General features: G+C 58.3%; 24 protein-coding genes. 9 read left to right on the top strand and 15 right to left on the bottom strand.

The window, feature by feature from the left end; all coding sequences use genetic code 11:
• Nucleotides 1–13 precede the first annotated feature (13 nt).
• Nucleotides 14–472, bottom strand: a complete 459-nt coding sequence (locus tag ACR0D9_RS05890) for a DNA polymerase III subunit chi (protein WP_480480592.1) — start codon at nt 470–472, stop codon at nt 14–16.
• Between the two features lie 4 nt (nt 473–476).
• Nucleotides 477–1943, bottom strand: coding sequence for a leucyl aminopeptidase (locus tag ACR0D9_RS05895; RefSeq protein WP_480485404.1), 1467 nt, complete (start codon nt 1941–1943; stop codon nt 477–479).
• 229 nt (nt 1944–2172) lie between these two features.
• On the opposite strand from ACR0D9_RS05895, the gene lptG reads away from it, so the two are divergent.
• The 5 genes from lptG to rsmA all read left to right on the top strand — a co-directional run bounded on the left by lptG (nt 2173) and on the right by rsmA (nt 8569).
• On the top strand, nt 2173–3273 hold the full coding sequence (lptG, locus tag ACR0D9_RS05900; protein ID WP_480480588.1) for an LPS export ABC transporter permease LptG: 1101 nt from the start codon (nt 2173–2175) through the stop codon (nt 3271–3273).
• Entirely contained in the window at nt 3273–5435 is a 2163-nt protein-coding gene (locus ACR0D9_RS05905) for an LPS-assembly protein LptD (protein ID WP_480485402.1), read from the top strand. Before lptG ends, ACR0D9_RS05905 begins: the two co-directional genes overlap by 1 nt.
• Nucleotides 5426–6679, top strand: coding sequence for a peptidylprolyl isomerase (locus ACR0D9_RS05910; RefSeq protein WP_480480584.1), 1254 nt, complete (start codon nt 5426–5428; stop codon nt 6677–6679). The genes ACR0D9_RS05905 and ACR0D9_RS05910 overlap by 10 nt, the downstream gene beginning before the upstream one ends.
• A complete protein-coding gene (gene pdxA / locus ACR0D9_RS05915) occupies nt 6676–7641 on the top strand; it encodes a 4-hydroxythreonine-4-phosphate dehydrogenase PdxA (RefSeq protein WP_480480582.1) in 966 nt (321 codons plus the stop codon). Before ACR0D9_RS05910 ends, pdxA begins: the two co-directional genes overlap by 4 nt.
• Nucleotides 7642–7726: 85 nt before the next feature.
• The gene (rsmA, locus tag ACR0D9_RS05920) at nt 7727–8569 is read left to right on the top strand and encodes a 16S rRNA (adenine(1518)-N(6)/adenine(1519)-N(6))-dimethyltransferase RsmA (protein WP_480485400.1); all 843 of its coding nucleotides are present in this window, start codon (nt 7727–7729) and stop codon (nt 8567–8569) included.
• A gap of 55 nt (nt 8570–8624) precedes the next feature.
• Here rsmA and ACR0D9_RS05925 read toward each other — a convergent pair whose 3' ends face one another.
• From ACR0D9_RS05925 to prfA, 3 genes are all read right to left on the bottom strand, one after another.
• Complete coding sequence (locus tag ACR0D9_RS05925; RefSeq protein ID WP_267364566.1) at nt 8625–9218, bottom strand: DUF4167 domain-containing protein; 594 nt, start codon at nt 9216–9218, stop codon at nt 8625–8627.
• Between the two features lie 239 nt (nt 9219–9457).
• The gene (gene prmC, locus ACR0D9_RS05930; protein ID WP_480485398.1) at nt 9458–10303 is read right to left on the bottom strand and encodes a peptide chain release factor N(5)-glutamine methyltransferase; all 846 of its coding nucleotides are present in this window, start codon (nt 10301–10303) and stop codon (nt 9458–9460) included.
• Nucleotides 10300–11355: a peptide chain release factor 1 gene (gene prfA / locus ACR0D9_RS05935; RefSeq protein WP_480505795.1), complete on the bottom strand. Its 1056-nt coding sequence runs from the start codon at nt 11353–11355 to the stop codon at nt 10300–10302. Before prfA ends, prmC begins: the two co-directional genes overlap by 4 nt.
• A gap of 62 nt (nt 11356–11417) precedes the next feature.
• Here prfA and ACR0D9_RS05940 point away from each other — a divergent pair, with 62 nt between their 5' ends.
• Entirely contained in the window at nt 11418–11708 is a 291-nt protein-coding gene (locus ACR0D9_RS05940) for a hypothetical protein (protein WP_480504878.1), read from the top strand.
• A gap of 3 nt (nt 11709–11711) precedes the next feature.
• Here the strand turns inward: ACR0D9_RS05940 and ACR0D9_RS05945 are convergent, their stop codons facing one another.
• From ACR0D9_RS05945 to ACR0D9_RS05965, 5 genes are all read right to left on the bottom strand, one after another.
• Nucleotides 11712–12065 (bottom strand): DUF6404 family protein, encoded by a 354-nt coding sequence (locus ACR0D9_RS05945; RefSeq protein ID WP_480504876.1) that lies wholly within the window; start codon nt 12063–12065, stop codon nt 11712–11714.
• 35 nt (nt 12066–12100) lie between these two features.
• Nucleotides 12101–12496, bottom strand: a complete 396-nt coding sequence (locus tag ACR0D9_RS05950; RefSeq protein WP_480504874.1) for a DUF1499 domain-containing protein — start codon at nt 12494–12496, stop codon at nt 12101–12103.
• Nucleotides 12497–12570: 74 nt separating this feature from the next.
• The gene (gene speB, locus ACR0D9_RS05955) at nt 12571–13518 is read right to left on the bottom strand and encodes an agmatinase (RefSeq protein WP_480504872.1); all 948 of its coding nucleotides are present in this window, start codon (nt 13516–13518) and stop codon (nt 12571–12573) included.
• A gap of 89 nt (nt 13519–13607) precedes the next feature.
• Nucleotides 13608–14582 carry an agmatinase gene (speB, locus tag ACR0D9_RS05960; RefSeq protein ID WP_480480570.1) on the bottom strand — a complete coding sequence of 325 codons (975 nt, stop codon included), beginning with the start codon at nt 14580–14582 and terminating at the stop codon, nt 13608–13610.
• A 30-nt stretch (nt 14583–14612) separates the two neighbouring features.
• Nucleotides 14613–15776, bottom strand: a complete 1164-nt coding sequence (locus tag ACR0D9_RS05965) for a M20 aminoacylase family protein (RefSeq protein ID WP_209503692.1) — start codon at nt 15774–15776, stop codon at nt 14613–14615.
• Nucleotides 15777–15842: 66 nt separating this feature from the next.
• Between ACR0D9_RS05965 and mazG the strand changes: the two genes are divergently transcribed.
• From mazG to ACR0D9_RS05980, 3 genes are read left to right on the top strand one after another with little or no spacing between them, the layout of a single operon-like run.
• Nucleotides 15843–16709 (top strand): nucleoside triphosphate pyrophosphohydrolase, encoded by an 867-nt coding sequence (gene mazG, locus ACR0D9_RS05970; protein WP_480538247.1) that lies wholly within the window; start codon nt 15843–15845, stop codon nt 16707–16709.
• Between the two features lie 54 nt (nt 16710–16763).
• Entirely contained in the window at nt 16764–17705 is a 942-nt protein-coding gene (locus tag ACR0D9_RS05975; protein ID WP_480538025.1) for a nucleoside hydrolase, read from the top strand.
• The gene (locus tag ACR0D9_RS05980) at nt 17702–18151 is read left to right on the top strand and encodes a GNAT family N-acetyltransferase (protein WP_480480566.1); all 450 of its coding nucleotides are present in this window, start codon (nt 17702–17704) and stop codon (nt 18149–18151) included. The genes ACR0D9_RS05975 and ACR0D9_RS05980 overlap by 4 nt, the downstream gene beginning before the upstream one ends.
• On the opposite strand, the gene ACR0D9_RS05985 is transcribed toward ACR0D9_RS05980, so the two are convergent.
• The 5 genes from ACR0D9_RS05985 to ACR0D9_RS06005 all read right to left on the bottom strand — a co-directional run bounded on the left by ACR0D9_RS05985 (nt 18148) and on the right by ACR0D9_RS06005 (nt 21882).
• On the bottom strand, nt 18148–18312 hold the full coding sequence (locus tag ACR0D9_RS05985) for a hypothetical protein (RefSeq protein ID WP_480480564.1): 165 nt from the start codon (nt 18310–18312) through the stop codon (nt 18148–18150). The genes ACR0D9_RS05980 and ACR0D9_RS05985 overlap by 4 nt on opposite strands.
• 140 nt (nt 18313–18452) lie before the next feature.
• A complete protein-coding gene (locus ACR0D9_RS05990; protein ID WP_480480562.1) occupies nt 18453–18992 on the bottom strand; it encodes a GNAT family N-acetyltransferase in 540 nt (179 codons plus the stop codon).
• Nucleotides 18993–19040: 48 nt separating this feature from the next.
• On the bottom strand, nt 19041–20318 hold the full coding sequence (gene eno / locus ACR0D9_RS05995) for a phosphopyruvate hydratase (protein WP_480480560.1): 1278 nt from the start codon (nt 20316–20318) through the stop codon (nt 19041–19043).
• Nucleotides 20319–20454: 136 nt separating this feature from the next.
• A complete protein-coding gene (locus ACR0D9_RS06000) occupies nt 20455–21333 on the bottom strand; it encodes a DMT family transporter (protein WP_267364551.1) in 879 nt (292 codons plus the stop codon).
• Nucleotides 21334–21468: 135 nt separating this feature from the next.
• On the bottom strand, nt 21469–21882 hold the full coding sequence (locus tag ACR0D9_RS06005; RefSeq protein ID WP_209503686.1) for a Fur family transcriptional regulator: 414 nt from the start codon (nt 21880–21882) through the stop codon (nt 21469–21471).
• Nucleotides 21883–21916: the final 34 nt, after the last annotated feature.

Genomic DNA, 21916 nt, shown 5'->3' on the forward strand with positions numbered 1-21916 from the left:
AATTGCGGGCCGGTCAGGCTTCGGCCTTTTTCTCCCACCGCCCGGACTCCTCCGACCAGTATTGTGCGGAACATCCGGCATCCGTCAGCGCTTTCCACTGCCCGCGCGCGTGTTGTACAGCCATGTCGTCATTGCCATCGAACAGGATACAAACCCGTTCCAGCGCGGCGACTTCTTCCGCCTCGACCGGCGCTCCATCCACGGCCATGATGCAGGTCGCGCCATTTCCCGCCACGGCGCTGGTGGTCAGCAGGATCGGCTGGTCCGCGTCATGCGGACCGCCTGCGCGACCATGGGGCAGGAACCCGTCCTCGGGTCCCAGCCAAAGTTTTTCATCCAGCCAGTCCATCCGTGCAGGGTCAGTACCCCGCACGGCTATCCGCCACCCGGCTTGCCGCGCCTTGTCCAGCAGCGCAGGCAAGGTGTGCTCCAGCGGCTGGCGGGTCAGGTGGTAGAAATAGACAGCGCCCATATGCCTACTCGAAATTGTCCTGCACAAACCGGCTCAGTGCGCGTACGCCCCAGCCGGTGGCGCCTTTGGGCGCATAAGATGTCTCGTCGGCAACCGAGGCGACCCCCGCAATATCCAGGTGAATCCACGGCGTTTCCTCTTTCACGAAACGCTGCAGGAATTGCGCGGCGGTGACTGAACCCGCGGGACGACCGCCCACGTTTTTCATGTCGGCAATGCGCGATTTCAGCAATTTGTCATAGGCATCGCCCAATGGCATCCGCCAGGCGCCTTCATCCTCGGCCTTGGCAGATTTCAGGAAGGCATCGCAGAATGTGTCATTGTTCGAAAAGACACCAGCATTCTCATGGCCCAACCCGATAATGATCGCACCGGTCAAAGTTGCCAGATCGATCATGCCGACCGGCTTGAACCGTTCCTGCGCGTACCACATCACGTCACACAGAACCAGACGGCCCTCGGCGTCGGTGTTGATGATCTCGACCGTATCACCTTTCATAGACCTGACCACATCACCCGGACGGGTGGCGTTACCTGATGGCATATTCTCGACCAGACCAACCAGCCCCACGACATTGGCTTTTGCCTTGCGCTTGGCCAGCGCGCGCATGGTGCCCGCAACAACTCCGGCTCCGCCCATGTCCATGGTCATCTCTTCCATGCCAGCAGCTGGTTTGAGCGAGATACCACCCGTGTCGAACACTACGCCTTTTCCGACCAAAGCCAGAGGCGCGTCGTCCTTGGCACCGCCATTCCACTGTATCACCACCACTTTCGAAGGGCTGTCCGAGCCCTGCCCGACGCTTAGCAATGTGCGCATCCCCAACTCGGCCAGCTTGTCTTCGTCCAGCACTTCGACCTCAAGACCCAGCTCCTGCATCTCAACCAGACGGTCCGCGAATTCGGTAGTGGTCAAAACATTTGCCGGTTCATTGGTCAGATCGCGCGTCATCCGAACGCCATCAGCAATTGCATAGAGAGGTGCAAAATCTGCCTCGATCTCTACAGGCTTTGCGTGGCTGATTGTCACTGTGCCAGCCTTCTGGCTTTCCTTGGTTTTATGCGCGTCGAATTCATAGCTGCGCAGAACAATCCCCAGTGCCAGATCCTCGGCCCGCGCCTGATTTCCCACCATCACCAGCATGTCCTTGCCGCCTGCCAGCTTAGCCAGCGCCGCACCTGCCTTACGGGCTTCGGCGGCCTCGGGGCGACGTGGCAGAACCAGAACATCCAGCGCCTCAGCCGCCATCCCTGTGGGCCATGCCATCGAGATGACATCACCTGTCTTGGACTTTCTGAAACTCTCGCTTTCAACAAGCCGCGCCAACCCGCCCTTCGTCAGACGGTTTGCCCGGCGGGCTGCCGGGCTCATCTTACCGTCATCCGGAATGATGATGGCGATGCGCCCTTTGGCCTGCGCCATAGCCTCCAGGTCAAATTCCTGAAAACGGATCGGTATCAGACTGCTCATTGTACACTCCTCGAATTCTGTTCCCCAAGACCTAGCCCGCGGGGCACGCATTGACCAGATAGCAGTTTTCCCCGCCTTTCAATTGCATTAAGGTCCCGAAAAAATGACCGGCAGGCTCGGGGGAGAAAGACGTGGTACGAGAGGGCAGGCATACGCCGTCGCGCACAGCATTGCGCAGGCGCGATATCAGCCCGACGCCCCACACTACAGGCGCAGCGGGGTTGTGCCTATGATCCTGGACCGTTATTTCGCTCGCCGGTTCCTGCAAAGTTTCATGGTCATCGGAGGTATTTTCCTGACCTTGATGATTCTCATCGATCTGATCGAACAGATTCGCCGCTTTGACGATTTCGACCTGTCTTTTGCCCAGTTGCTGCACCTCACACTGCTGAATACACCAGCCGCCATCAGCGAAATGCTGCCTTTGCTGGTCATCCTGTCCACCATCGCGCTGTTCGTTGGGCTGGCACGTACGTCCGAACTTGTGGTGACCCGTGCAACTGGCCGCTCGGGCATCCGCGCTTTGGTCGCCCCTGTCCTGTTGTCGCTGATCATCGGCGCTCTGGCCGTTGCACTTTTGAATCCCATCGCAGCGGCCACATCCGAAGAGTTCCGCCGCTTGTCGGATTCATACCGAAACAACGGCAGTTCGGCCCTTTCGATCAGCAGCGAGGGCCTGTGGCTGCGCCAATCCGCCGAGAATGGGCAGGCCGTTATCCACGCCCGGGCCACATCGAACCAAGACAAGCTGCGGCTGGACGGTGTTACCGTCATCACCTTTGGGCGGGATGGCAAACCAACCCAGCAAATTGTTGCGGATCGGGCAGAGTTGGAAGACGGGAACTGGGTTCTGTATCAGGCAAAAACCTGGGCCTTGCAGGATGGGCAAAACCCTGAATCCAATTCAGTTGTGCACGAGCGTCTGGAGCTGCCGACCTCGCTGACCCGACAGCGGATCATGGATACGTTTGGGCAACAGGATTCGGTTTCTGTTTATGACCTGCCCCAGTTGATCAGCGACCTGCGCGAGGCGGGATTTTCGACCAAACAATATGAGGTTTGGCTGCAGGTACAGCTGGCCCGGCCTTTCTTTCTGATCTCGATGGTTCTGATCGGGGCCGCGTTTACCATGCGCCACGTTCGGTTCGGCGGCACAGGGATCGCCGTCCTGACAGCCGTTCTGCTTGGATTTGCCATCTATTTCGTGCGCAATTTCGCGCAAATCCTCGGGGAAAACGGACAATTGCCCATCTATATCGCTGCCTGGGCACCGCCCTTTGCCGCAATTCTGCTGTCTCTTGGTCTGCTACTGCATGCGGAGGACGGCTGATGCGGCATATCGTTCCTGTATTGCTTACAAGTGCACTGGCTTTGTCCGTCCCGGCGGGAACTGCAGCACAGACATCCCAAGGCCAGCCACAACCACAGGGCACACAAGCGCAGCAAGAGCCCGCCTTGCTGGTGGCCGACAAGGTATTCATCACGCCTGAGCGCAAACTTGTGGCTGAAGGCAATGTCGAAGCCTTTCAGGGCGACACCAAATTGTCCGCCCATCGTATCACATATGACCGCGAGACTGGCGAGCTGACACTGGAAGGCCCCATTCGTATCGATCAGGGTGGTCAAACCACCCTGTTGGCGGATTCAGGGCAACTGGACAGCGGAATTCAGAACGGACTGCTGATCGGTGCACGCATGGTGTTTGAACAGCAGGTACAGATCGCCTCGGTTCAGGCGAAACGGGCCGCAGGACGTTATACGCAATTCAGCAAGGTTTCAGCCACATCCTGTCATGTCTGCACCGACGGCAGGCCGCCTCTGTGGCAGATCAGGGCGCGCAAAGTCACGCATGATCAACTGGAACGGCAACTATATTTCGAAGGCGCGCAGCTTCGGGTCCTGGATTATCCGGTATTCTACTTTCCCTATCTGCGCTTGCCCGACCCAACGCTAGAGAGGGCAACCGGCTTTCTGGTTCCTTCGATCCGCAGCACCTCGCAATTGGGCACTGGCGTTCAGGTTCCGTATTTCTTCAAACTTGGCGATCACAAGGACCTGACACTTACGCCTTACGTCTCAGCCAAGACGACAACCCTGGGATACCGCTATCGTCAGGCCTTTGTGAACGGACGCATTCAGGTGGAAGGCGCTTATACACGGGATGATGTGCAACCCGATCAGGATCGCGGCTACCTGTTTGCCACCGGCTGGTTCAATCTGAAGAACGATTTCCGTCTGACCTTCAATCTGGAAACTACATCCGACGATGCCTATCTGGCCGATTACGGCTTGCCGGATCTGGACCGCTTGCGCAGCGAAATCGCACTGGAGCGGATCAAGCGCGATAGTGCGTTCAAAACCGGCCTGATCTACTACAAAACACTTCGGGACAGCGAAAATCAGGACGAAATCCCGTCCCGCGTCTTCGACCTCAACTATGAAAAACGCTATTTTCCCAGCACGCTAGGGGGCGAGGTTCGGCTGGCATTCATCGGTCATGCGCACGAACGCACCAGCGATACAGATGTTGTTGGTCGCGACATGGCACGGGCCACCTTCGATGCCGAATGGCTACGCAGCTGGACTTTCTCATCGGGGTTGCGGGTCGATACCACGCTTGGGGCGTCGGTTGACACTTTCAACATTCGTCACGACAGCAACTACCCCGACAACGTGACCCGATCTACGCCGCGCGCGGCTTTGACTCTCCGTTATCCAATGACCCGGCGCGAGGAATCGGGGGCTGTTCAGTTCCTCGAACCGATTGCGCAGTTCGGATGGACACATGTATCGGACACCGATGTTCCGAATGATGAAAGCACTTTTCAGGAATTCGATCAGGGTAACCTTCTGTCCCTCTCGCGGTTCCCTGCTGAAGATCAGCGCGAGAACAGTGCCACTGGTGTGGTTGGCCTGAACTGGGCCCGGTATGGCGCGGGTGGCTGGCAGGCCCAAGCGACTGTGGGCCAAGTGTTTCGGGCCGACGCCGATCCAAACTTCACGCTGACATCGGGATTGCAGGGCACATCGTCGGATTTGCTGGTGGCCGGGCAGATCAGCACGGCCAATGGCTGGTCACTTGCCGGACGCGGTCTGATCGACGGGGATTTCAGCTTTGTCAAAGCCGAACTGCGCGGCGCATGGGCATCCGAAAATGCCGGCCTTTCCGGCAGCTATATCTGGCAGGAACCGGACCCGGCGGAAAACATCACCGAAGAAATCTCGGAAATTCTGCTTCTCGGACGCTACCAGGTCGATCAGAACTGGCTGACCAATGCTCTGGCGCGCTACGATCTGGCTGAGTCGGAACCGATCCGGTTGGGTCTGGGTGTGACCTATCAGAACGAATGCGTTCGGGTTAACATGTCCGTAAGTCGGCGCTTTACTTCAACATCCACTATTGAGCCTTCGACAGAATTCGGCTTTACCCTTTCTCTGACAGGGTACGCCCTTGAAGGCGGTGGCAAGACATACAAGAGAACATGCAGTTGATATCAGGTTTCTCCAGGTTTCTCCGTTCCGGTTGGCTTAAACCGGTCACACCGGCACTGGTTGCCGCAGTTTTTGCAATCGCGCCTCTTCAGGGAAGCGCGCAAAGCCTGTTCTCACCCGCGATCCGCGTCAATCAGGATATTGTCACCTGGTACGAGCTTGAACAGCGCCTGCAATTCCTGAATGTTCTGGGTTTGCCCGGTGGTAACGAAGCTGACGTCAGGGATGCCCTGATTGATGAAAAACTGCGCAGGCAGGTCATGCGCAGCGCCGGCGTACAAGCGACGCCCGAGGCCGTTCAGCTGGGCATCGACGAATTCGCCTCGCGCGGACAATTGTCATCCGAACAATTCCTGAAACTTCTCGGCGACGCGGGCGTCGACCCTGAAACGGTCCGGGATTATGTCGCGGATCAACTGGCATGGCGCGACTACATCAGCTCGCGCTATCTGTCGCAGGCGCGCCCGACCGAGGATGAGATTGATCGCGCGCTGGGCCAGACGGGCGGTGGCGGATTGCAGGTCCTGCTGTCCGAAATCATTATCCCGGTAAACCCGCAAACGGTTGCCCAGACCGAGCTGTTGGCCGAAGAAATCTCGCGCCTTGAAGGGCAGGACGCGTTTTCTGCTGCCGCCGCTCAGTATTCCGCAGCCGCAACACGGGGTCAGGGTGGACGTCTGGAGTGGCTGAACATCTCGAACCTGCCCCCGGCGCTTCAACCTGTCATCCTGGGGCTTCAGACCGGTGAGATCACCGACCCGATCACCCTGCCGAACGCGGTTGCCCTGTTTCAGATGCGGGGCTTGCGCGAAGTCGCAACCGGCGCTCCGCGCATTTCAAAGTTGGATTATGCCGCCTATTACCTGCCTGGCGGGCGCAGCGCCGAAACCCTTTCGCGGGCCGCGAAGTTGAAAGAAGAAATCGACACTTGTGATGATCTCTATGGCATTGCCAAGGATCAGCCCGCCGAAGTTCTGGACCGGGTCGAAGCCGCACCTTCCGAGGTGCCCGGTGATATTGCCGTGGAACTGGCCAAGCTGGACCGGAACGAAGCGTCGGCGACTCTGACCCGCAACAATGGTCAGACGCTTGTGTTTCTGATGCTGTGCAACCGCACGCGGGATCTGGGCGAAGACACCTCTCGGGGCGATGTCGCCAACGCGCTGGCGCAGCAACGTCTTCAGGCCTTTGCGGCCAGTCTGGTGGAGCAGCTGCGGGCTGACGCTGTCATTACTCAGGAATGATACGGCCCGTCGCGCTCAGCTGCGGCGAACCGGCCGGTATCGGCCCGGAAATCGCGGCCAAGGCGTGGGCTGAACTGCGCGATGCCTGCCCGTTCTTCTATATCGGGGACGCCAGCCACCTGCCAGCAGGCACACCCGTTGCTAAAATCGAACACCCAAGTCAGGTTGCTGAAGCCTGTGGCCGGGCCCTGCCCGTTCTTCAGATGGATTTTCCCGCCGCGAACGTATTCGGCCAGCCGAATCCGGCCAACGCGCCATCGGTGGTTGATGCCATCGAAACCGGTACCGAACTGGTACAGACCGGTGAGGCCGCAGCGCTTTGCACCGCACCGATCAACAAGAAAGCCCTGATTGACGGCGCAGGGTTCACCTTTCCTGGCCATACCGAGTTTCTGGCAGCCCTTTCCGGAACCCGCCGGGTAGTCATGATGCTGGCCAGCGAGCAGTTGCGCGTCGTTCCCGCGACGATTCACATTCCATTGTCACAAGTTCCCGCGGCACTTACCCCTGATCTTCTGCGCGAAACGATTGAAATCACTGCACGCGGTTTGCGTGATCAGTTCGGTATCGCGCATCCCCGGATCGCAGTTGCAGGCCTGAACCCGCATGCAGGTGAAGGCGGCAAGATGGGCACAGAGGAGCTCGACTGGATTGCTCCGATGCTGGCTGATCTGAACCCCGAGGACGCGACGATTACAGGCCCCCACCCTGCGGATACGCTGTTTCACGCAGCCGCCCGCGCCCGCTATGACGCCGCCATCGCCATGTATCACGATCAGGCCCTGATCCCGATCAAGACGCTGGATTTCGACCGGGGCGTGAATGTCACCCTTGGCCTGCCGTTCATCCGTACCTCACCCGACCACGGAACAGCACTGGACATCGCGGGGAAAGGCATCGCCAACCCCTCCAGCCTTATCGAAGCCCTGAAACTTGCCCAACGCATGGTAAAAAGCTCTTGATCCTTCACCTGGCTGAAAATATCCCCGCCGGAGGCACAAAAATCTCGGGCACAGCCCCTTTCACAGGCGCCAAGGTATTCCGATCATGAGCGCTATAGACACGCTTCCCCCTCTGCGCGAGGTCATCGCAACCCACCAGCTTTCGGCGCGCAAATCGCTGGGGCAGAATTTCCTGTTGGATCTGAACCTGACTGCCAAGATCGCCCGACAAGCCGGCGATTTGTCAGAATGCGATGTGCTTGAAATCGGCCCCGGTCCCGGTGGGTTGACACGAGGCCTGCTGTCCGAAGGCGCGCGCAAGGTCGTGGCCGTCGAAAAAGATACACGGTGCATTGCCGCCCTGAACGACATCGCCGCCGCGTATCCGGGTCGGCTTGAGGTGATCAACGGCGACGCACTGGAGATCAACCCGCTTGAATATCTGACACCGCCAATCCGCGTCGCCGCCAACCTGCCCTACAATGTCGGCACCGAGCTGCTGGTGCGTTGGCTGACACCGCCCGAATGGCCCCCATTCTGGCAGAGCCTGACGCTGATGTTCCAACGCGAAGTGGCCGAGCGTATTGTTGCCCAACCCGGTAGCAAAGCCTATGGACGCCTTGCCATCCTTGCCCAATGGCGGGCAGAGGCACGTATCGCCATGTTGCTTCCCCCCGGGGCCTTCACTCCGCCGCCCAAGGTTTCAAGCGCCGTGGTCCACCTGACCGCATTGCCCGAGCCACGCTATCCCGCCGATGCCGCCACCCTGTCGCGCGTCGTGGCTGCCGCCTTCAACCAACGCCGCAAGATGCTGCGCGCCTCACTCAAAGGCATTGCCCCGGATATCGAAGACCGCCTTCTGGCCGCAGGTATCAAGCCCACGGACCGTGCCGAGCAAGTCCCGCTGGAAGCGTTCTGCGCTTTGGCGCGCGAAGTTAAGAAAACCTGATCAAACGAAAAAGCCCCGAGTTAAACCTCGGGGCTTGGTTCTTTTGACATCGGCTTTATTCTGCCGCCTCCGGTGCGTCCCCCGTGTCGGCAGGAGCATCCTCTTTTGCCTCGGGCGCAGCTTTGGGCTTCCGGGCGCGTGGCTTACGCGCGGGTTTTTCCTTGCGCGGAGCCTCTTCCGGTGTTTCAGCCGCCGGGGTTTCTTTGTTTTCCGGGGTCTCCACCAGACCGCTATCGGGCTCTGAAACTTGCTGAGACAGGTCCATTACATCAGGCTGCGGTGCTTCGGCCGGATCAGCCTGGCGGGTCGCTTCGCGTTCCTGACGTTCGGCACGTTCACGGTCGCGCTCGGCCTGGCGTTCGCGGTTCTGGCGCTCCTGCTCTTCACGGCGCGCGTCAATCTCGCGCTGCGCTTCGCTCAGCATCCGCAGGTAGTGTTCCGCGTGTTGCTGGAAGTTTTCTGCCGCCACGCGGTCATTCGACAGCTGAGCGTCACGTGCCAACTGGTTGTATTTATCAATAATCTGCTGCGGCGTGCCACGGACCTTGCCTTCGGGACCCGAGCTGTCAAAAACCCGGTTTACGACGTTGCCGCCAGAAGGACGATTGCGGTTATTCTTGGCCCGCGAACGGGGTTTGGAAGATCTCATCTTACTTTACGTCAGCCTTATCAATGCGCTGTCGCTCAACCCGTGTTTTGCACTGCTCTAAGGCGTTTGCCGTGACGGGAAGTCGACTTTTTGGGCTTGGCGTCAGGGGTGCGCTGCAACAGCGTCAACCTCGCCGACTAATCCTGAGTAAGCATGTCCTGACGGCGCAGACAAGAGGAATCTCGGATTTTCACCAGCTTTTTTCTACAGGTCGGCGTTTTTTGCCGCAAACCCGCCGCTCATCCCGGCATTCTTGCGCCGACGACACGATCGCGACCGTCAAGATCGGGGATTACCCGGACGTCCACCAACCCAGCGGCATCGAACAAGGCTGACACTTTTGCCGCCTGCGTCGGACCGATTTCGACAAGAATTCGCCCGCCCGCCAACAGAAAATCCGGGGTCGCCGCCGCGATCCGACGATACGCGCCCAACCCGTCCCCCTCATCCGTCAGGGCCATGCGCGGCTCGTGCTCACGCACTTCGGGCGACAGTTCTTCCATCTCACACACTGAGATATACGGAGGGTTGGAAACAATCAGGTCGAATTTGTCTTCAATGTTTTCGAACCAGTTTGATCGAAGGATCTCAATCCGCGTCTCTACCTGATGCTGAACCGCATTGGCACTGGCTTGCAGGCAGGCGGCTTCGCTCAGATCAACACCCACGCCCGTGGCACTGCTGCGTTCGGCCAGAAGGGTTATCAGGATACACCCCGAGCCCAGCCCTAGGTCGAGGACATGATCAAATGGTTCGCTCAACGCTGCTTCGATCAGGGTTTCAGTTTCCGGGCGCGGATCAAGGACATCCCGGCTGACGCGGAACCTGCGGCCGTAAAACTCCCGCTCACCCAACAGATGCGACACCGGAACCCGAATGGCACGCAAGGAGATCAGCTGATCATAACGCTCGGCAATTTCAGGCTGTAATTCTTCTGGGGCAATCAGCGTCACCCGGCTGGCTTCAATCCGTGCAGCGTGGGCCAGCAACAAACGCGCGTCGCGCGCCGGATCGTCCACACCGGCCGCACGCAGGCGCGCTGTCGCCGCCACCATCGCCTGTGCCGCTGTTTGCAGACCTGTCATTGTGCCATCTCAGCCAGGAGCCGGGCCTGATCATCCGCCGTCAGCGCATCAATCACCTCGTCCAGATCGCCCTGCATCACCTGATCCAGCTTATAGAGCGTCAGGTTGATCCGGTGGTCGGTCATGCGCCCTTGCGGGAAGTTATAAGTACGAATGCGTTCCGAGCGATCCCCCGAGCCAACCTGATTGGCACGATCTGCCGAGCGTTCACTGTCAATCCGCTGCCGTTCCAGATCGTACAAGCGCGTCTTCAGAACCTGCATGGCGATTTCGCGGTTGCGGTGCTGAGATTTTTCGGAACTCGTCACCACCAATCCCGTCGGAAGATGCGTGATCCGCACAGCCGAGTCTGTCGTGTTCACGTGCTGTCCCCCGGCACCCGAGCTCCGCATCGTATCGATTCGGATATCAGTGGCGTCGATCTGGATGTCTACATCCTCGGCCTCGGGCAGAACCGCCACTGTCGCCGCCGAGGTGTGAATGCGCCCCCCGCTTTCGGTTTCGGGCACGCGCTGCACCCGATGGACGCCGGATTCATATTTCAAGCGCGCAAAGACATTGTCGCCTTTGATATGGGCGACCACTTCCTTGATGCCGCCCAGATCCGAGGCCTGCTCTTCGATAATCTCGAATTTCCAGCCACGCGCCTCGGCGTATCGCTGATACATGCGCAATAGATCACTCGCGAACAAAGCGGCCTCGTCCCCGCCGGTGCCAGGGCGAATTTCCAGCATCGCCGGACGGGCATCTGCCGCATCCTTTGGCAACAATGCCAGTTGGAGCGCGGTTTCCGCCTTGGGGATGCGAGCCTGCAACTCGGGGATTTCCTCCTCGGCAAGCTCTTTCATGTCCGGGTCGGTCAGCATCGCCTGCGCCTCGGCCAGATCTCCCACCAGCTGTCGCCAGGCCATGATCTGATCGACGACAGGCTTGAGGTCGGAATATTCTTTGGCCAGCGCCGCAATATCACCACCCGACGCGCCATCGGCCATGGCAGCTTCGAGGTACTGAAAACGCTGGGTGATCTGTTCAAGACGTTCTTCGGGGATCATCCCGGCGGTGTCTCTCATCCGGGGGCTTTGGTCAAGGGCAACGTCATGCTAAGCTGGCAGCCATGAAACGGGTTTTTCTTACTCTGCTGGTGACGACCACGCCTGCATTCGCCGATTACATCGGCCCTGACGGCAAGACGCGGGATTGCTATTGCACCGACACATCCGGGTCACGCATCGAACTGGGTGAAATGATCTGCCTTCAGGTCGACGGACGCATGTTCACCGCGCAATGCCAGATGTCCCTGAACGTTCCCATGTGGCGCGAGGTTCAGGAGGGGTGTTTGTCGTCTGGGTTACACTCGGACTGGCCTAATTTGGATACACCACCAGATGGTGACAACTCTCTCTGAGCGCTACAAGTCTTCCCACTTGCTCAAATTGCACGCCCAATGTTGGAACAGCCTGAGTGCGACTGTCAGCAAAGTAAGTGGTACGGCGGCCAACGCTGCAGGGCCAAATATATTGGGAAGGCAAAAGTTCTCGCCAAGAATGACAGTTACCCCGGCCTGAACCGAAGCAACTATCAAGGTCAACAAGACAAACACAGCAACATTGGTTAATGGCGAAGCCCAATACAGAAAGGGTCTTGGTTCAAAGCCAAGGGCTTTCAATCGTTCAAGCTCAGACTCAATTCTTATGTGCTGCTTAACACCGGCCTGCTCAATTTCAGCCAATGCATTATGGAACTTTTTCTCATAGTCATTCATACGTCCAATTTAGGAACTTTCCCCTTGATTTCAATCTATTGAAGTGCAGTCAACCACCCATCGACCCGCGTCCTGTTCACCCCGAAATCCTTGCGACCAAACCGCAAGCGGCCGTGAATGCGCAGGGTGTCTCCGTCCTGCTGAGCCGTGGTGTAGTCGGGAAAGCCGATCCATTTCGTGCGGGTGATATAGGTGATCATGCCCTCGCTGACCGAGCCGGCCAATACTGTAGTGCGCGGCGTGGCTTGGGCAACCTTGTCAAGACGCTGCAACCCGTCGGGGCCGGTTTCAACAACGCGCAACACACCACCCGGCAAGTTCTGGCTTTCGGTCGAAACCAAAGCGACGTGCCACCGCGCAGGGTCTGACGGTGCCAGCCGGACATAGGCGCCCGCCCCAACCACAAGCGCAATCACTGCCCACAAAGCCATCTTTTTCATCCCGCTCCATCCCTTTTGTGAACCCTAAGCGGAACAAAACCGGCGGCAAGACATTCCACCGCGTCTTACCGCGACGTCACACCCGGAAGGATGCACAGCATCTCATAGATCAGATTGGCTGCTGTCAGTGCTGTGTTGCCCGATGGATCATAAGGGGGTGAGACTTCGACCAGATCGCATCCCACCACGTTTACCCCATGCAGGGCATGGATCAGTTGCAGCGCTTGCGGTGTCGAAAGACCCGCGATTTCCGGCGTGCCGGTGCCCGGAGCGTATGCGGGATCAAGGCTGTCGATGTCGTACGAGATGTAAACCGGGTGGTCCCCAATGATCTTGCGAACCTGCGATCCGATCTGGGTCAGGTTCTGCTGCCACAGCTCCCATGCGGGGAACTGGCGGAAGCCCCAGTCCTTGGCCTCGGTAAAATCCGAGGCTGCATAACCCGAGCCGCGAATGCCGATCTGGAACGTCTTGTCGGGAACAATCAGCCCCTCTTCATATGCACGACGGAAAACGGTGCCGTGGGTTTCGCGTTCACCGAACATCTCGTCATTCACATCGGCATGAGCGTCCACATGCACCAGCGCCACGGGCCCGTGTATTGCCTTGATGGCTCGCAGGATCGGCAGGGTGATCGAATGATCGCCCCCCATGGCCATCGGGATCACGCCTTTCGCCAAAATGGCGTCATAGCTTTCCTTGATGATCCTGAGGCTGTCTGCAAGCGAGAAGGTGTTGATCGCCAGATCCCCAATATCGGCTATCTGCAAACTGTCGAACGGGGCCGCTCTGGTGGCCATGTTATAGGGCCGGATCATCGCGCTTTCGCCGCGGATCTGCTTGGGGCCAAAGCGCGTGCCCGACCGCCACGACGTGCCGATATCCATCGGCACCCCCAGCACCGCCACATCCAACCCCTCAAGCGAGGAGGCCTGCGGCAGGCGCATGAATGTGTTCGGCCCGGAAAACCGGGCCAGATCATTCCCGCTAAGTGGTTGGTTGAATTCGGTCATGTGCGTAATGGTCCCGTCCCTGTTCGTCACTTGATCCAGCACATACCTTAAGCATGGCTAACTGTTGGTTAACGTGAACCCTTGCGGGTTTACCCATCTGCTTTATCCAGCTTGTTCCACCCCAACAGGCAAATGATCTGCGTCGCCACATGGGCCCCAGCAATCGCTGTCGCACCTGAGGTGTCAAAGGGCGGCGATACTTCGACAACGTCCCCGCCCTTGATATTGATCCCGGCAATGTCGCGCAGGATGATTTGCGCCTGAATCGAGCTTAATCCACCCCAGACTGGCGTGCCCGTACCAGGGGCAAAAGCCGGGTCAAGACCGTCGATGTCAAAGCTGAGGTAAACGGGGCTGTCACCAAGAATGTTCTTGATCTTCTCTGCCACAGCAGCTGGTCCCGATTCATAAACCTCGCGCGCATCGATGATGTTCACGCCCAGCGTATCCTCGTTCGTCGTGCGAATACCCACCTGGACCGAGCGTTTCGGATCGACAATGCCCGACTTTACCGCCTTGTAGAACATTGTCCCGTGATCCACGCGGGACATGTCGTCGTCGGCCCATGTGTCGGTATGCGCATCGAATTGCAGCAGGGACATTGGCCCGAATTTCTCGGCATAGGCCTTGAGGATCGGAAAGCTGATATAGTGATCGCCACCCAACGCGACCGACGCCACATCAGCAGCCAGAATGGTTCGGATGTGGTCGGTCAGCGTGTCAGGAAAGGCCGGGATATTGGCGTAATCATAAGCCATATCGCCATAATCCACGATCGCCAGTTCACTCAGCGCATCAAAGGGCCAGCCATAAGGCGCATCGGGCGACTGAAGCGCGCTGGCCTCACGGATCGCCCGCGGGCCAAGGCGCGTGCCGGGCCGGTTCGTAACTGCCTGATCAAACGGCACGCCAGTAACGGCGATGTCCACACCCTTCAGGTTCTTGGTGTAAAGCCGCCGCAGAAAAGACGTCGCCCCGCCGAACGTATTTTCATAAGACAACCCTTTGAGGTCCGGATTGGTGAATGCCTCATCCACCTGGTTTCTTGCGTCTTCCAGTGCCATGTCTTCTGTAGTCCCTTTCCCGAACCTTTATCAGCTCAACGGCTGCGCTTTTTCCACGATCCGCGCGAAAAACGACGCGCCCACCGGCGCGATTTCGTCGTTAAAGTTGTATTTCGGATGATGCAGCCCTGCGCCTTCGCCCTGCCCAAGGAACAAATAAGCACCGGGGCGCTTTTGCAGCATGTACGAGAAATCCTCGGCCCCCATCTCGCGCCCGGTATTGCCGGTGACGCGGTCGTCTCCGGATATTTCACGCGCCACCTCGGTCGCAAATCCCGCCTTTTCGGCATCATTGATGGTGGCTGGGTAATCGACATTGTATTCCAATCGCGCCTCGACCCCATAGGATTTGGCCTGCCCCTCGACAATCTCGGCCATGCGCCGCATCACCATCTGCTGGACGTTCGGGTCGAATGTTCGAACGGTACCGTTGATATAGGCCGTATCCGGGATCACGTTGTTGACCGTGCCAGTGTGGATCTGCGTGACCGAGACGACAAGATCATCCAGCGCATAATGGTTGCGGCTGACAATGGTCTGAATGGCCTGCGCAATCCCACAGGCCGCCATAACCGGATCACGAGTTTCATGCGGCATCGCACCGTGACCGCCAACACCCTGAATATGCACTTCGAAAGTATCGACAGCCGCCATGATCGGCCCCGGCGTTGTATAGAATGTCCCTTCGGCAAATCCCGGCGCGTTGTGCAGCGCGTAGACCTGTGAGATGTCGAACCGGTCCATGATGCCTTCTTCGACCATCACGCCAGCACCACCGCCATCTTCCTCGGCGGGTTGAAAGATCAGCGCCACGCGACCGCTGAAATTTCGCGTCTCGGCCAGATAACGTGCCGCGCCCAGTAGCATGGTAGTATGCCCGTCATGGCCGCAGGCATGCATCTTTCCGGGGTTCTGAGAGGCATAGTCAACGCCCGTTTCCTCGGTAATTGGCAACGCATCCATATCGGCGCGCAGGCCAATCGTCGGCCCGTCGCCCTGCCCGTTGATGATCGCGACCATCCCGGTCTTTGCGATCCCCTCATGCAACTCATCAACCCCGAACTCACGCAGACGTTCGGCCACAAAGGCTGCCGTTTCATGGCATTCGAATTCCAACTCGGGGATGGTATGCAGATACTGGCGCCATCTGGTCATGTCGGCAGAGAAATCGGCAATTCGGTTGACGACGGGCATCTGGGGTGGACTCCTGATCGGGACTGCGGAATGGATGCATCTGACACCGGAATGAAAGGGTTCGCAATGGCTGAAAATCCTCTGATCCATGACAGCAATGCAGGTATCGAACGGCTGCTGGAAATCATGCGCCGCCTGCGCGATCCGCAATCCGGCTGCCCGTGGGATATCGAACAGGATTTCGCAACCATCGCCCCCTATACCATCGAAGAGGCCTATGAGGTCGCGGACGCCATCGAACGCGAAGCCTTTGACGAGCTTAAGGGAGAGCTGGGGGATTTGCTTTTTCAATCCGTATTTCACGCCCAAATGGCAGAAGAAGCAGGACATTTCACTTTTCAGGACGTGGTGCGCACCATGTCCGACAAGATGGTCAGCCGCCATCCGCATGTGTTTGGCGATGAATCCCGTGACAAGTCGGCCGACCAGCAAACCAAAGATTGGGAAGCCATCAAAGCCGCCGAGCGGGCGGGCAAAGAACAAAAAGGTGCACTGGACGGTGTGGCCGCAAACCTGCCCGCCCTGTTGCGCGCGCATAAGCTGCAAAAACGTGCCGCTCGGGTGGGGTTCGACTGGCCTGACGCCAGCCATGTGCTGGCCAAGATCACCGAAGAAGCCGCCGAACTGGAAGAGGCGCGCGACAAAATGGATGCCGACGCGCTGGAAGACGAGTTCGGCGATCTGCTGTTCGTGATGGTCAATCTGGGCCGTCATCTTGGCATCGAACCCGAAGCCGCCCTGCGTCGCACCAATGCCAAGTTCACCCGTCGCTTTGAAAAGGTCGAAGCCCGGCTGGCCGAACGGGGCAAGACCCCCACGCAAAGCGATCTGGCCGAGATGGATGCGCTTTGGGACGAGGTCAAAACGGAAGAGCATCGCGCCAACGGCAAACTCCCGCCGGCGGATGCACTGGCGGCGACCAGAAACGGGTAGACAAGCGATCCGACACTTGCGAGTGTCCCACCTTCACGACCCCCGGAGACGCCAATGCCCCCTCGCAAGATCATCATCGACACCGATCCCGGACAGGATGACGCCGTCGCCATACTGTTGGCGCTGGCCAGCCCGGACGAGATCGAGGTTCTGGGTATCACGGCCGTCGCGGGTAACGTCCCACTCGCCCTTACGGCCAAGAACGCCCGAATCGTTTGTGAATTGGCCGGACGTACGGATGTGCCGGTTTATGCGGGCTGCGACAAACCGCTGAACCGCCCGCTTGTAACCGCAGAACATGTGCACGGAAAAACCGGGCTGGATGGCCCGGTCCTGCCGGATCCGCAGATGCCCTTGGCTGAAGGTCACGCTGTGGACTTCATCATCGACACCCTGCGCTCTGAAGAATCTGGGACGGTGACCCTGTGTCCACTGGGGCCGCTGACAAACATCGCGACTGCATTTCGCAAAGCCCCCGATATTATCGACCGCGTGCAGGAAATCGTCTTGATGGGTGGGGCATATTTCGAAGTCGGCAACATCACCCCCACCGCTGAATTCAACATCTATGTCGACCCAGAAGCTGCTGATATCGTTTTTAAATCCGGAAGGCCAATCGTTGTCATGCCATTGGATGTCACACACAAAGCGCTGGTGACCAAATCACGAAACGACGCGTTCCGCGCATTGGACAGCAAGGTTGGACATGCCGTGGCCGAGATGACGGATTTCTTTGAACGCTTCGACAAAGAGAAATACGGCAGCGCAGGCGCCCCCCTGCACGACCCTTGCGTCACCGCCTATCTGATCCGCCCCGAGCTGTTTTCGGGTCGCCACGTGAATGTCGAGATTGAAACAGGGTCCGACCTGACCCTGGGCATGACCGTTGCGGATTGGTGGGGTGTCACCAACCGCGCACCAAATGCGTTGTTCATGGGGGAAATCGACGCTGACGGCTTTTTCACCTTGCTGACAGAAAGGCTGGCCAGATTATGAGCGCCGCCCTCCGCCTTGCGCGCCCCGAAGATCTGGATCGCCTTATGACGCTGGTCACCGCCTTTCATACAGAGGCCGGGCTGACACAGGACGCCGACAAGACACGCAATGCCCTCGCCCCCATGCTGGATGGCATCCCTCATGGCTGTGTCTATCTGATCGGACCCGGGCGCGCGCCTTTGGGATATATCATCCTGACCTTTGGCTGGTCAGTCGAGTTCGGCGGCATGGACGGTTTCGTGGACGAGATCTATATACGCCCCGCCGTTCGGGGCCGCGGCATTGCCACCGAGGTTCTTTTGGACCTGCCCAAAGCTCTTGCCGGGGCAGGCCTGATGGCTCTTCATCTGGAAGTCGACCGAAACAATGAATCTGCCCAAAAGCTCTATCTGCGCACCGGGTTCAGACAACGTGACAGGTATATGCTGATGAGCAAGGTACTTTAGCGCGACTCGCCGCGGAAGATATTTGCCGGATTCATGTCCTGAACCGGGTCATTCGACGAAACCTGTTCTCCGGTTATCGGATACGTTCCCGGACCCGCGCAGGCGGACAATACTGTGATGGACGTTGTGGCGATTATCAGAAGGAATTTGGATACAGACATCGTAGTCTCCTTTCTGCAATGAAGACAAACTACGGCATTCGGTGTGGACGTGATAAGTAACAAGTTCACACATAAGAATAGATAAGCCACATTTTTATTGTCAAAAACCTCCAAAACAGACGGATATATCCCTGAAAACTCTAACTTTTCTCAGGCCCGCGCGTGTCATTCTCAAATAGCGGCATCTCGAAAAAAAGCAGGTGGTCACGTGCGATTTCAGGAGTTTGGTAATAGGCGTCGCGCAGGTGAAAGCCCAAAGACAGGTATAACCGAGTCGCCGCTTCCAGGGGTTTGCCGGTGTCCATTCGAATATAGTCGAACCCAAGATCTCGACACATTTCGATCAGCGAAAGCATGATGGCACAGCCTGCGCCGGTCCCCCTTGCTGCGTCAGTTACAAATACGCGTTTGATTTCAGCCACACCAGGCTCGTACGTGTGAAACATGCCGCAGCCGACCGGTTCCCCATGCAGTAATGCCAGTTTGATCCCACCGTTCGGCGGCGTGTGTTCCGCGTCGATGTTGTCCATTACACGGGTGTATTTTTCGCTTGGGTAGAAGGCCTGAACGATTTGGGCGGTTCTTTCATCCAGTGCCAGCAGGAAATCCCTGTAATCCCAACACAAACGCCGAACCGCTTCAAACTGGTCCGGCGTTTCCGGTTCGATGATGTTCAGCACAATGCGACCCCCGGATTAAACCCAGGGGCCAGCCTAGCACCACGCGCGTTATTTGCGAAGGATCGACGCGCCCGCGTATTCCGCAACCTCGCCCAGTGATTCCTCGATGCGGATCAACTGGTTGTATTTGGCCAACCGGTCCGACCGCGCCAGCGAGCCAGTTTTGATCTGACCGCAATTGGTCGCCACCGCCAGATCAGCAATGGTGGCATCCTCGGTCTCGCCCGAACGGTGCGACATCACGTTTGTGTAACGCGCACGGTGCGCCATATCGACGGCGCGCAGGGTTTCAGTCAGCGATCCGATCTGGTTCACCTTGACCAGCATCGAGTTCGCGCAGCCGCGCTTGATGCCTTCGGCCAAGCGCGCTGGATTGGTCACAAACAGGTCGTCGCCCACCAGCTGCACCTTGTCGCCGATGGCGTCGGTCAAGGCTTTCCAGCCGTCCCAGTCATCCTCGGACATGCCGTCTTCGATCGAGATGATCGGATAGTCATTGACCAGCGCCGCCAGATAGGCTGCGTTTTCTTCGGATGTCAGGGTGATCCCCTCGCCCGCCAGAACGTATTTACCATCCTTGTAATACTCGGTCGCCGCGCAATCCAAGGCCAGGTGGATTTCTTCGCCGGGTTTGTAGCCCGCCTTTTCGATGGATTTCAGGATGAAGTCCAGCGCCTCGCGGGTGCTGGCGATGTTGGGGGCAAATCCGCCCTCATCGCCCACGCCCGTGGCCAGCCCCGCGGAAGACAGTTCTTTCTTCAGCGTATGGAACACTTCGGACCCCATTCGCACGGCCTCGCGGATATTCGCGGCCGAGGTTGGCATGATCATGAATTCCTGAATGTCGATCGGGTTGTCGGCGTGTTCGCCGCCATTGATGATATTCATCATCGGCACCGGCAGTACGCGGGCCGAGGTGCCGCCGACGTAGCGATAAAGGGGCTGCGTGGTGAAATCGGCTGCTGCCTTTGCTGTGGCCAACGAGACGCCCAGAATGGCGTTGGCACCCAGACGGCCTTTGTTATTGGTTCCGTCCAGTTCAATCATCGCCTGATCGATGGCCACTTGTTCTGTCGCGTCAAAGCCCACCAATTCCTCGGCGATCTCACCATTCACGGCGGCCACGGCTTCCAGAACCCCTTTGCCCATATAGCGGGATTTGTCGCCGTCGCGTTTTTCAACGGCTTCATGTGCGCCGGTGGACGCACCGGACGGTACGGCGGCGCGGCCCATGGTGCCGTCCTCCAGAATCACGTCGACCTCGACTGTCGGGTTGCCCCGGCTGTCCAGAATTTCGCGCGCGTGGATGTCAATAATGGTGCTCATGAGGTCTGTCCCTATGGCTGCAGTCGGTTGCACGCGTCATAACAGCAACCGGCCAAAAGTAAACCGGTTCCGTTATCGCTAACACGCATATTTACCGACCTTTAGGGCTAACAGTTTGCTGTTTGCGCCAACAGGTTCACGCCGGGACCAGATTGCGCGCCAAACGTCGCTCGCGGATAAATGTATACAGGCCAGATCCGATGATCAGGCTCGCCCCAGCCATTGTCAGCGCGTCAGGGCGTTCCCCGAACATCAGCATACCGGCAAGGATCGAAAACACCAGACGCGTGTAACGGAATGGCATCATGGCCGAAGCCTCGCCAACCCGCATGGCCGTGACGATGCCGTAATACCCTAGAACACCAAAACCGATCGCCCCCAGATACGGACCTGCCTGGCCGCTTTGTACCGGCACGAAGGGTGTTCCTGAAACAACCATCAACAGCAACCCCGCCAGCGCCACTGCGATATACGCCTGCATCGCCACAACGGATGAAGCCACCCGAACATCCAGCTTGCGCGTTATCAGATCACGCGCCGCAATCGCAAACACGGTCAGCACGACAAACAGCGAGTCCGGCTGAAACCCTTCCAATCCGGGGCGAATGATCATCAGAACACCGACAAAGCCGACACCAATGGCGCTCCAGCGGCGCCAGCCGACCTGCTCTCCCAGAAACAGGGCCGCGCCCATGGTCACGGCAAGCGGCATGGCCTGAAACACGGCGGCGACAGTGGACAGATCGATCAGCGACAGCGCGGTGACAAAGGTCACGGCACCGAATCCTTCTGTCCCTGCGCGCAGCATCGGTAGCAGTTTCCACGCCACGGGATCGAAGATGCGTTTGCGGGTGACCACCGACATCACCGCAAAGACAAGCCCGCAGAACACACCCAGACACACCATGATCTGACCGGTCGGCACAGCGCCCGACAGGAACTTGATGAACATATCCTCAAGCGAAAAGGCCGCCATCGAGCCGATCAGCAAAAGGATGCCGTTTACGTTATTCATGCGCGCGTCCACAGGAAAAGGGTACTTGGGGTGCAGTGTCCGGGCACATGAACCGCAACCGGCGACGTCTGGCAAGCCAATTCCCGAAACGTTCAATGAATTAACGTGGTGGGGCCGTTCGCGATTTGTGATGGATCACTCCTGCTTGAGCGGTACGCCGTACAGTTCCAGCCGATGCCCTTTCAGCTTGTACCCAAGCTTGGCGGCGATCTTTTCCTGCAGGGCTTCGATCTCGGGATCGACAAATTCGATGACCTCGCCCGACTGCATGTCGATCAGGTGATCGTGGTGATCACGCTCGGCATCCTCGTAACGGGCCCGCCCATCGCCGAACTCCAGACGCTCCAGAATACCGGCCTCTTCGAACAGTTTGACCGTACGATACACCGTCGCAATCGAGATGCCTGTGTCGATGGCAGAAGCACGCGCGTACAGTTCTTCGACATCCGGATGGTCGTCGCTTTGTTCCAATACCTGCGCGATGATCCTTCTTTGACCGGTCATGCGCAGACCTTTGGCCTCACAACGTCCAATAATCGTTTCCGACATGATGCCCCTCAGAATTGCTCGGGTGTCTGTCTTA

Source organism: Ruegeria sp. AK11 (genome assembly GCF_056541095.1).

Excerpts from the sequence above, each read along its gene's own strand:
- ACR0D9_RS05905 (WP_480485402.1), top strand. The coding sequence starts at position 3,273 with ATGCGGCATATCGTTCCTGTATTGCTTACAAGTGCACTGGCTTTGTCC.
- ACR0D9_RS06000 (WP_267364551.1), bottom strand. The coding sequence starts at position 21,333 with ATGAATAACGTAAACGGCATCCTTTTGCTGATCGGCTCGATGGCGGCC.
- pdxA (WP_480480582.1), top strand. The coding sequence starts at position 6,676 with ATGATACGGCCCGTCGCGCTCAGCTGCGGCGAACCGGCCGGTATCGGC.
- ACR0D9_RS05975 (WP_480538025.1), top strand. The coding sequence starts at position 16,764 with ATGCCCCCTCGCAAGATCATCATCGACACCGATCCCGGACAGGATGAC.
- ACR0D9_RS05890 (WP_480480592.1), bottom strand. The coding sequence starts at position 472 with ATGGGCGCTGTCTATTTCTACCACCTGACCCGCCAGCCGCTGGAGCAC.
- ACR0D9_RS05985 (WP_480480564.1), bottom strand. The coding sequence starts at position 18,312 with ATGTCTGTATCCAAATTCCTTCTGATAATCGCCACAACGTCCATCACA.
- ACR0D9_RS05980 (WP_480480566.1), top strand. The coding sequence starts at position 17,702 with ATGAGCGCCGCCCTCCGCCTTGCGCGCCCCGAAGATCTGGATCGCCTT.
- ACR0D9_RS06005 (WP_209503686.1), bottom strand. The coding sequence starts at position 21,882 with ATGTCGGAAACGATTATTGGACGTTGTGAGGCCAAAGGTCTGCGCATG.
- ACR0D9_RS05950 (WP_480504874.1), bottom strand. The coding sequence starts at position 12,496 with ATGGCTTTGTGGGCAGTGATTGCGCTTGTGGTTGGGGCGGGCGCCTAT.
- speB (WP_480480570.1), bottom strand. The coding sequence starts at position 14,582 with ATGGCACTGGAAGACGCAAGAAACCAGGTGGATGAGGCATTCACCAAT.
- eno (WP_480480560.1), bottom strand. The coding sequence starts at position 20,318 with ATGAGCACCATTATTGACATCCACGCGCGCGAAATTCTGGACAGCCGG.
- prmC (WP_480485398.1), bottom strand. The coding sequence starts at position 10,303 with ATGACAGGTCTGCAAACAGCGGCACAGGCGATGGTGGCGGCGACAGCG.
- ACR0D9_RS05910 (WP_480480584.1), top strand. The coding sequence starts at position 5,426 with ATGCAGTTGATATCAGGTTTCTCCAGGTTTCTCCGTTCCGGTTGGCTT.
- ACR0D9_RS05945 (WP_480504876.1), bottom strand. The coding sequence starts at position 12,065 with ATGAATGACTATGAGAAAAAGTTCCATAATGCATTGGCTGAAATTGAG.
- ACR0D9_RS05925 (WP_267364566.1), bottom strand. The coding sequence starts at position 9,218 with ATGAGATCTTCCAAACCCCGTTCGCGGGCCAAGAATAACCGCAATCGT.
- ACR0D9_RS05940 (WP_480504878.1), top strand. The coding sequence starts at position 11,418 with ATGAAACGGGTTTTTCTTACTCTGCTGGTGACGACCACGCCTGCATTC.
- ACR0D9_RS05965 (WP_209503692.1), bottom strand. The coding sequence starts at position 15,776 with ATGCCCGTCGTCAACCGAATTGCCGATTTCTCTGCCGACATGACCAGA.
- speB (WP_480504872.1), bottom strand. The coding sequence starts at position 13,518 with ATGACCGAATTCAACCAACCACTTAGCGGGAATGATCTGGCCCGGTTT.
- mazG (WP_480538247.1), top strand. The coding sequence starts at position 15,843 with ATGGCTGAAAATCCTCTGATCCATGACAGCAATGCAGGTATCGAACGG.
- lptG (WP_480480588.1), top strand. The coding sequence starts at position 2,173 with ATGATCCTGGACCGTTATTTCGCTCGCCGGTTCCTGCAAAGTTTCATG.
- prfA (WP_480505795.1), bottom strand. The coding sequence starts at position 11,355 with ATGATCCCCGAAGAACGTCTTGAACAGATCACCCAGCGTTTTCAGTAC.
- rsmA (WP_480485400.1), top strand. The coding sequence starts at position 7,727 with ATGAGCGCTATAGACACGCTTCCCCCTCTGCGCGAGGTCATCGCAACC.
- ACR0D9_RS05895 (WP_480485404.1), bottom strand. The coding sequence starts at position 1,943 with ATGAGCAGTCTGATACCGATCCGTTTTCAGGAATTTGACCTGGAGGCT.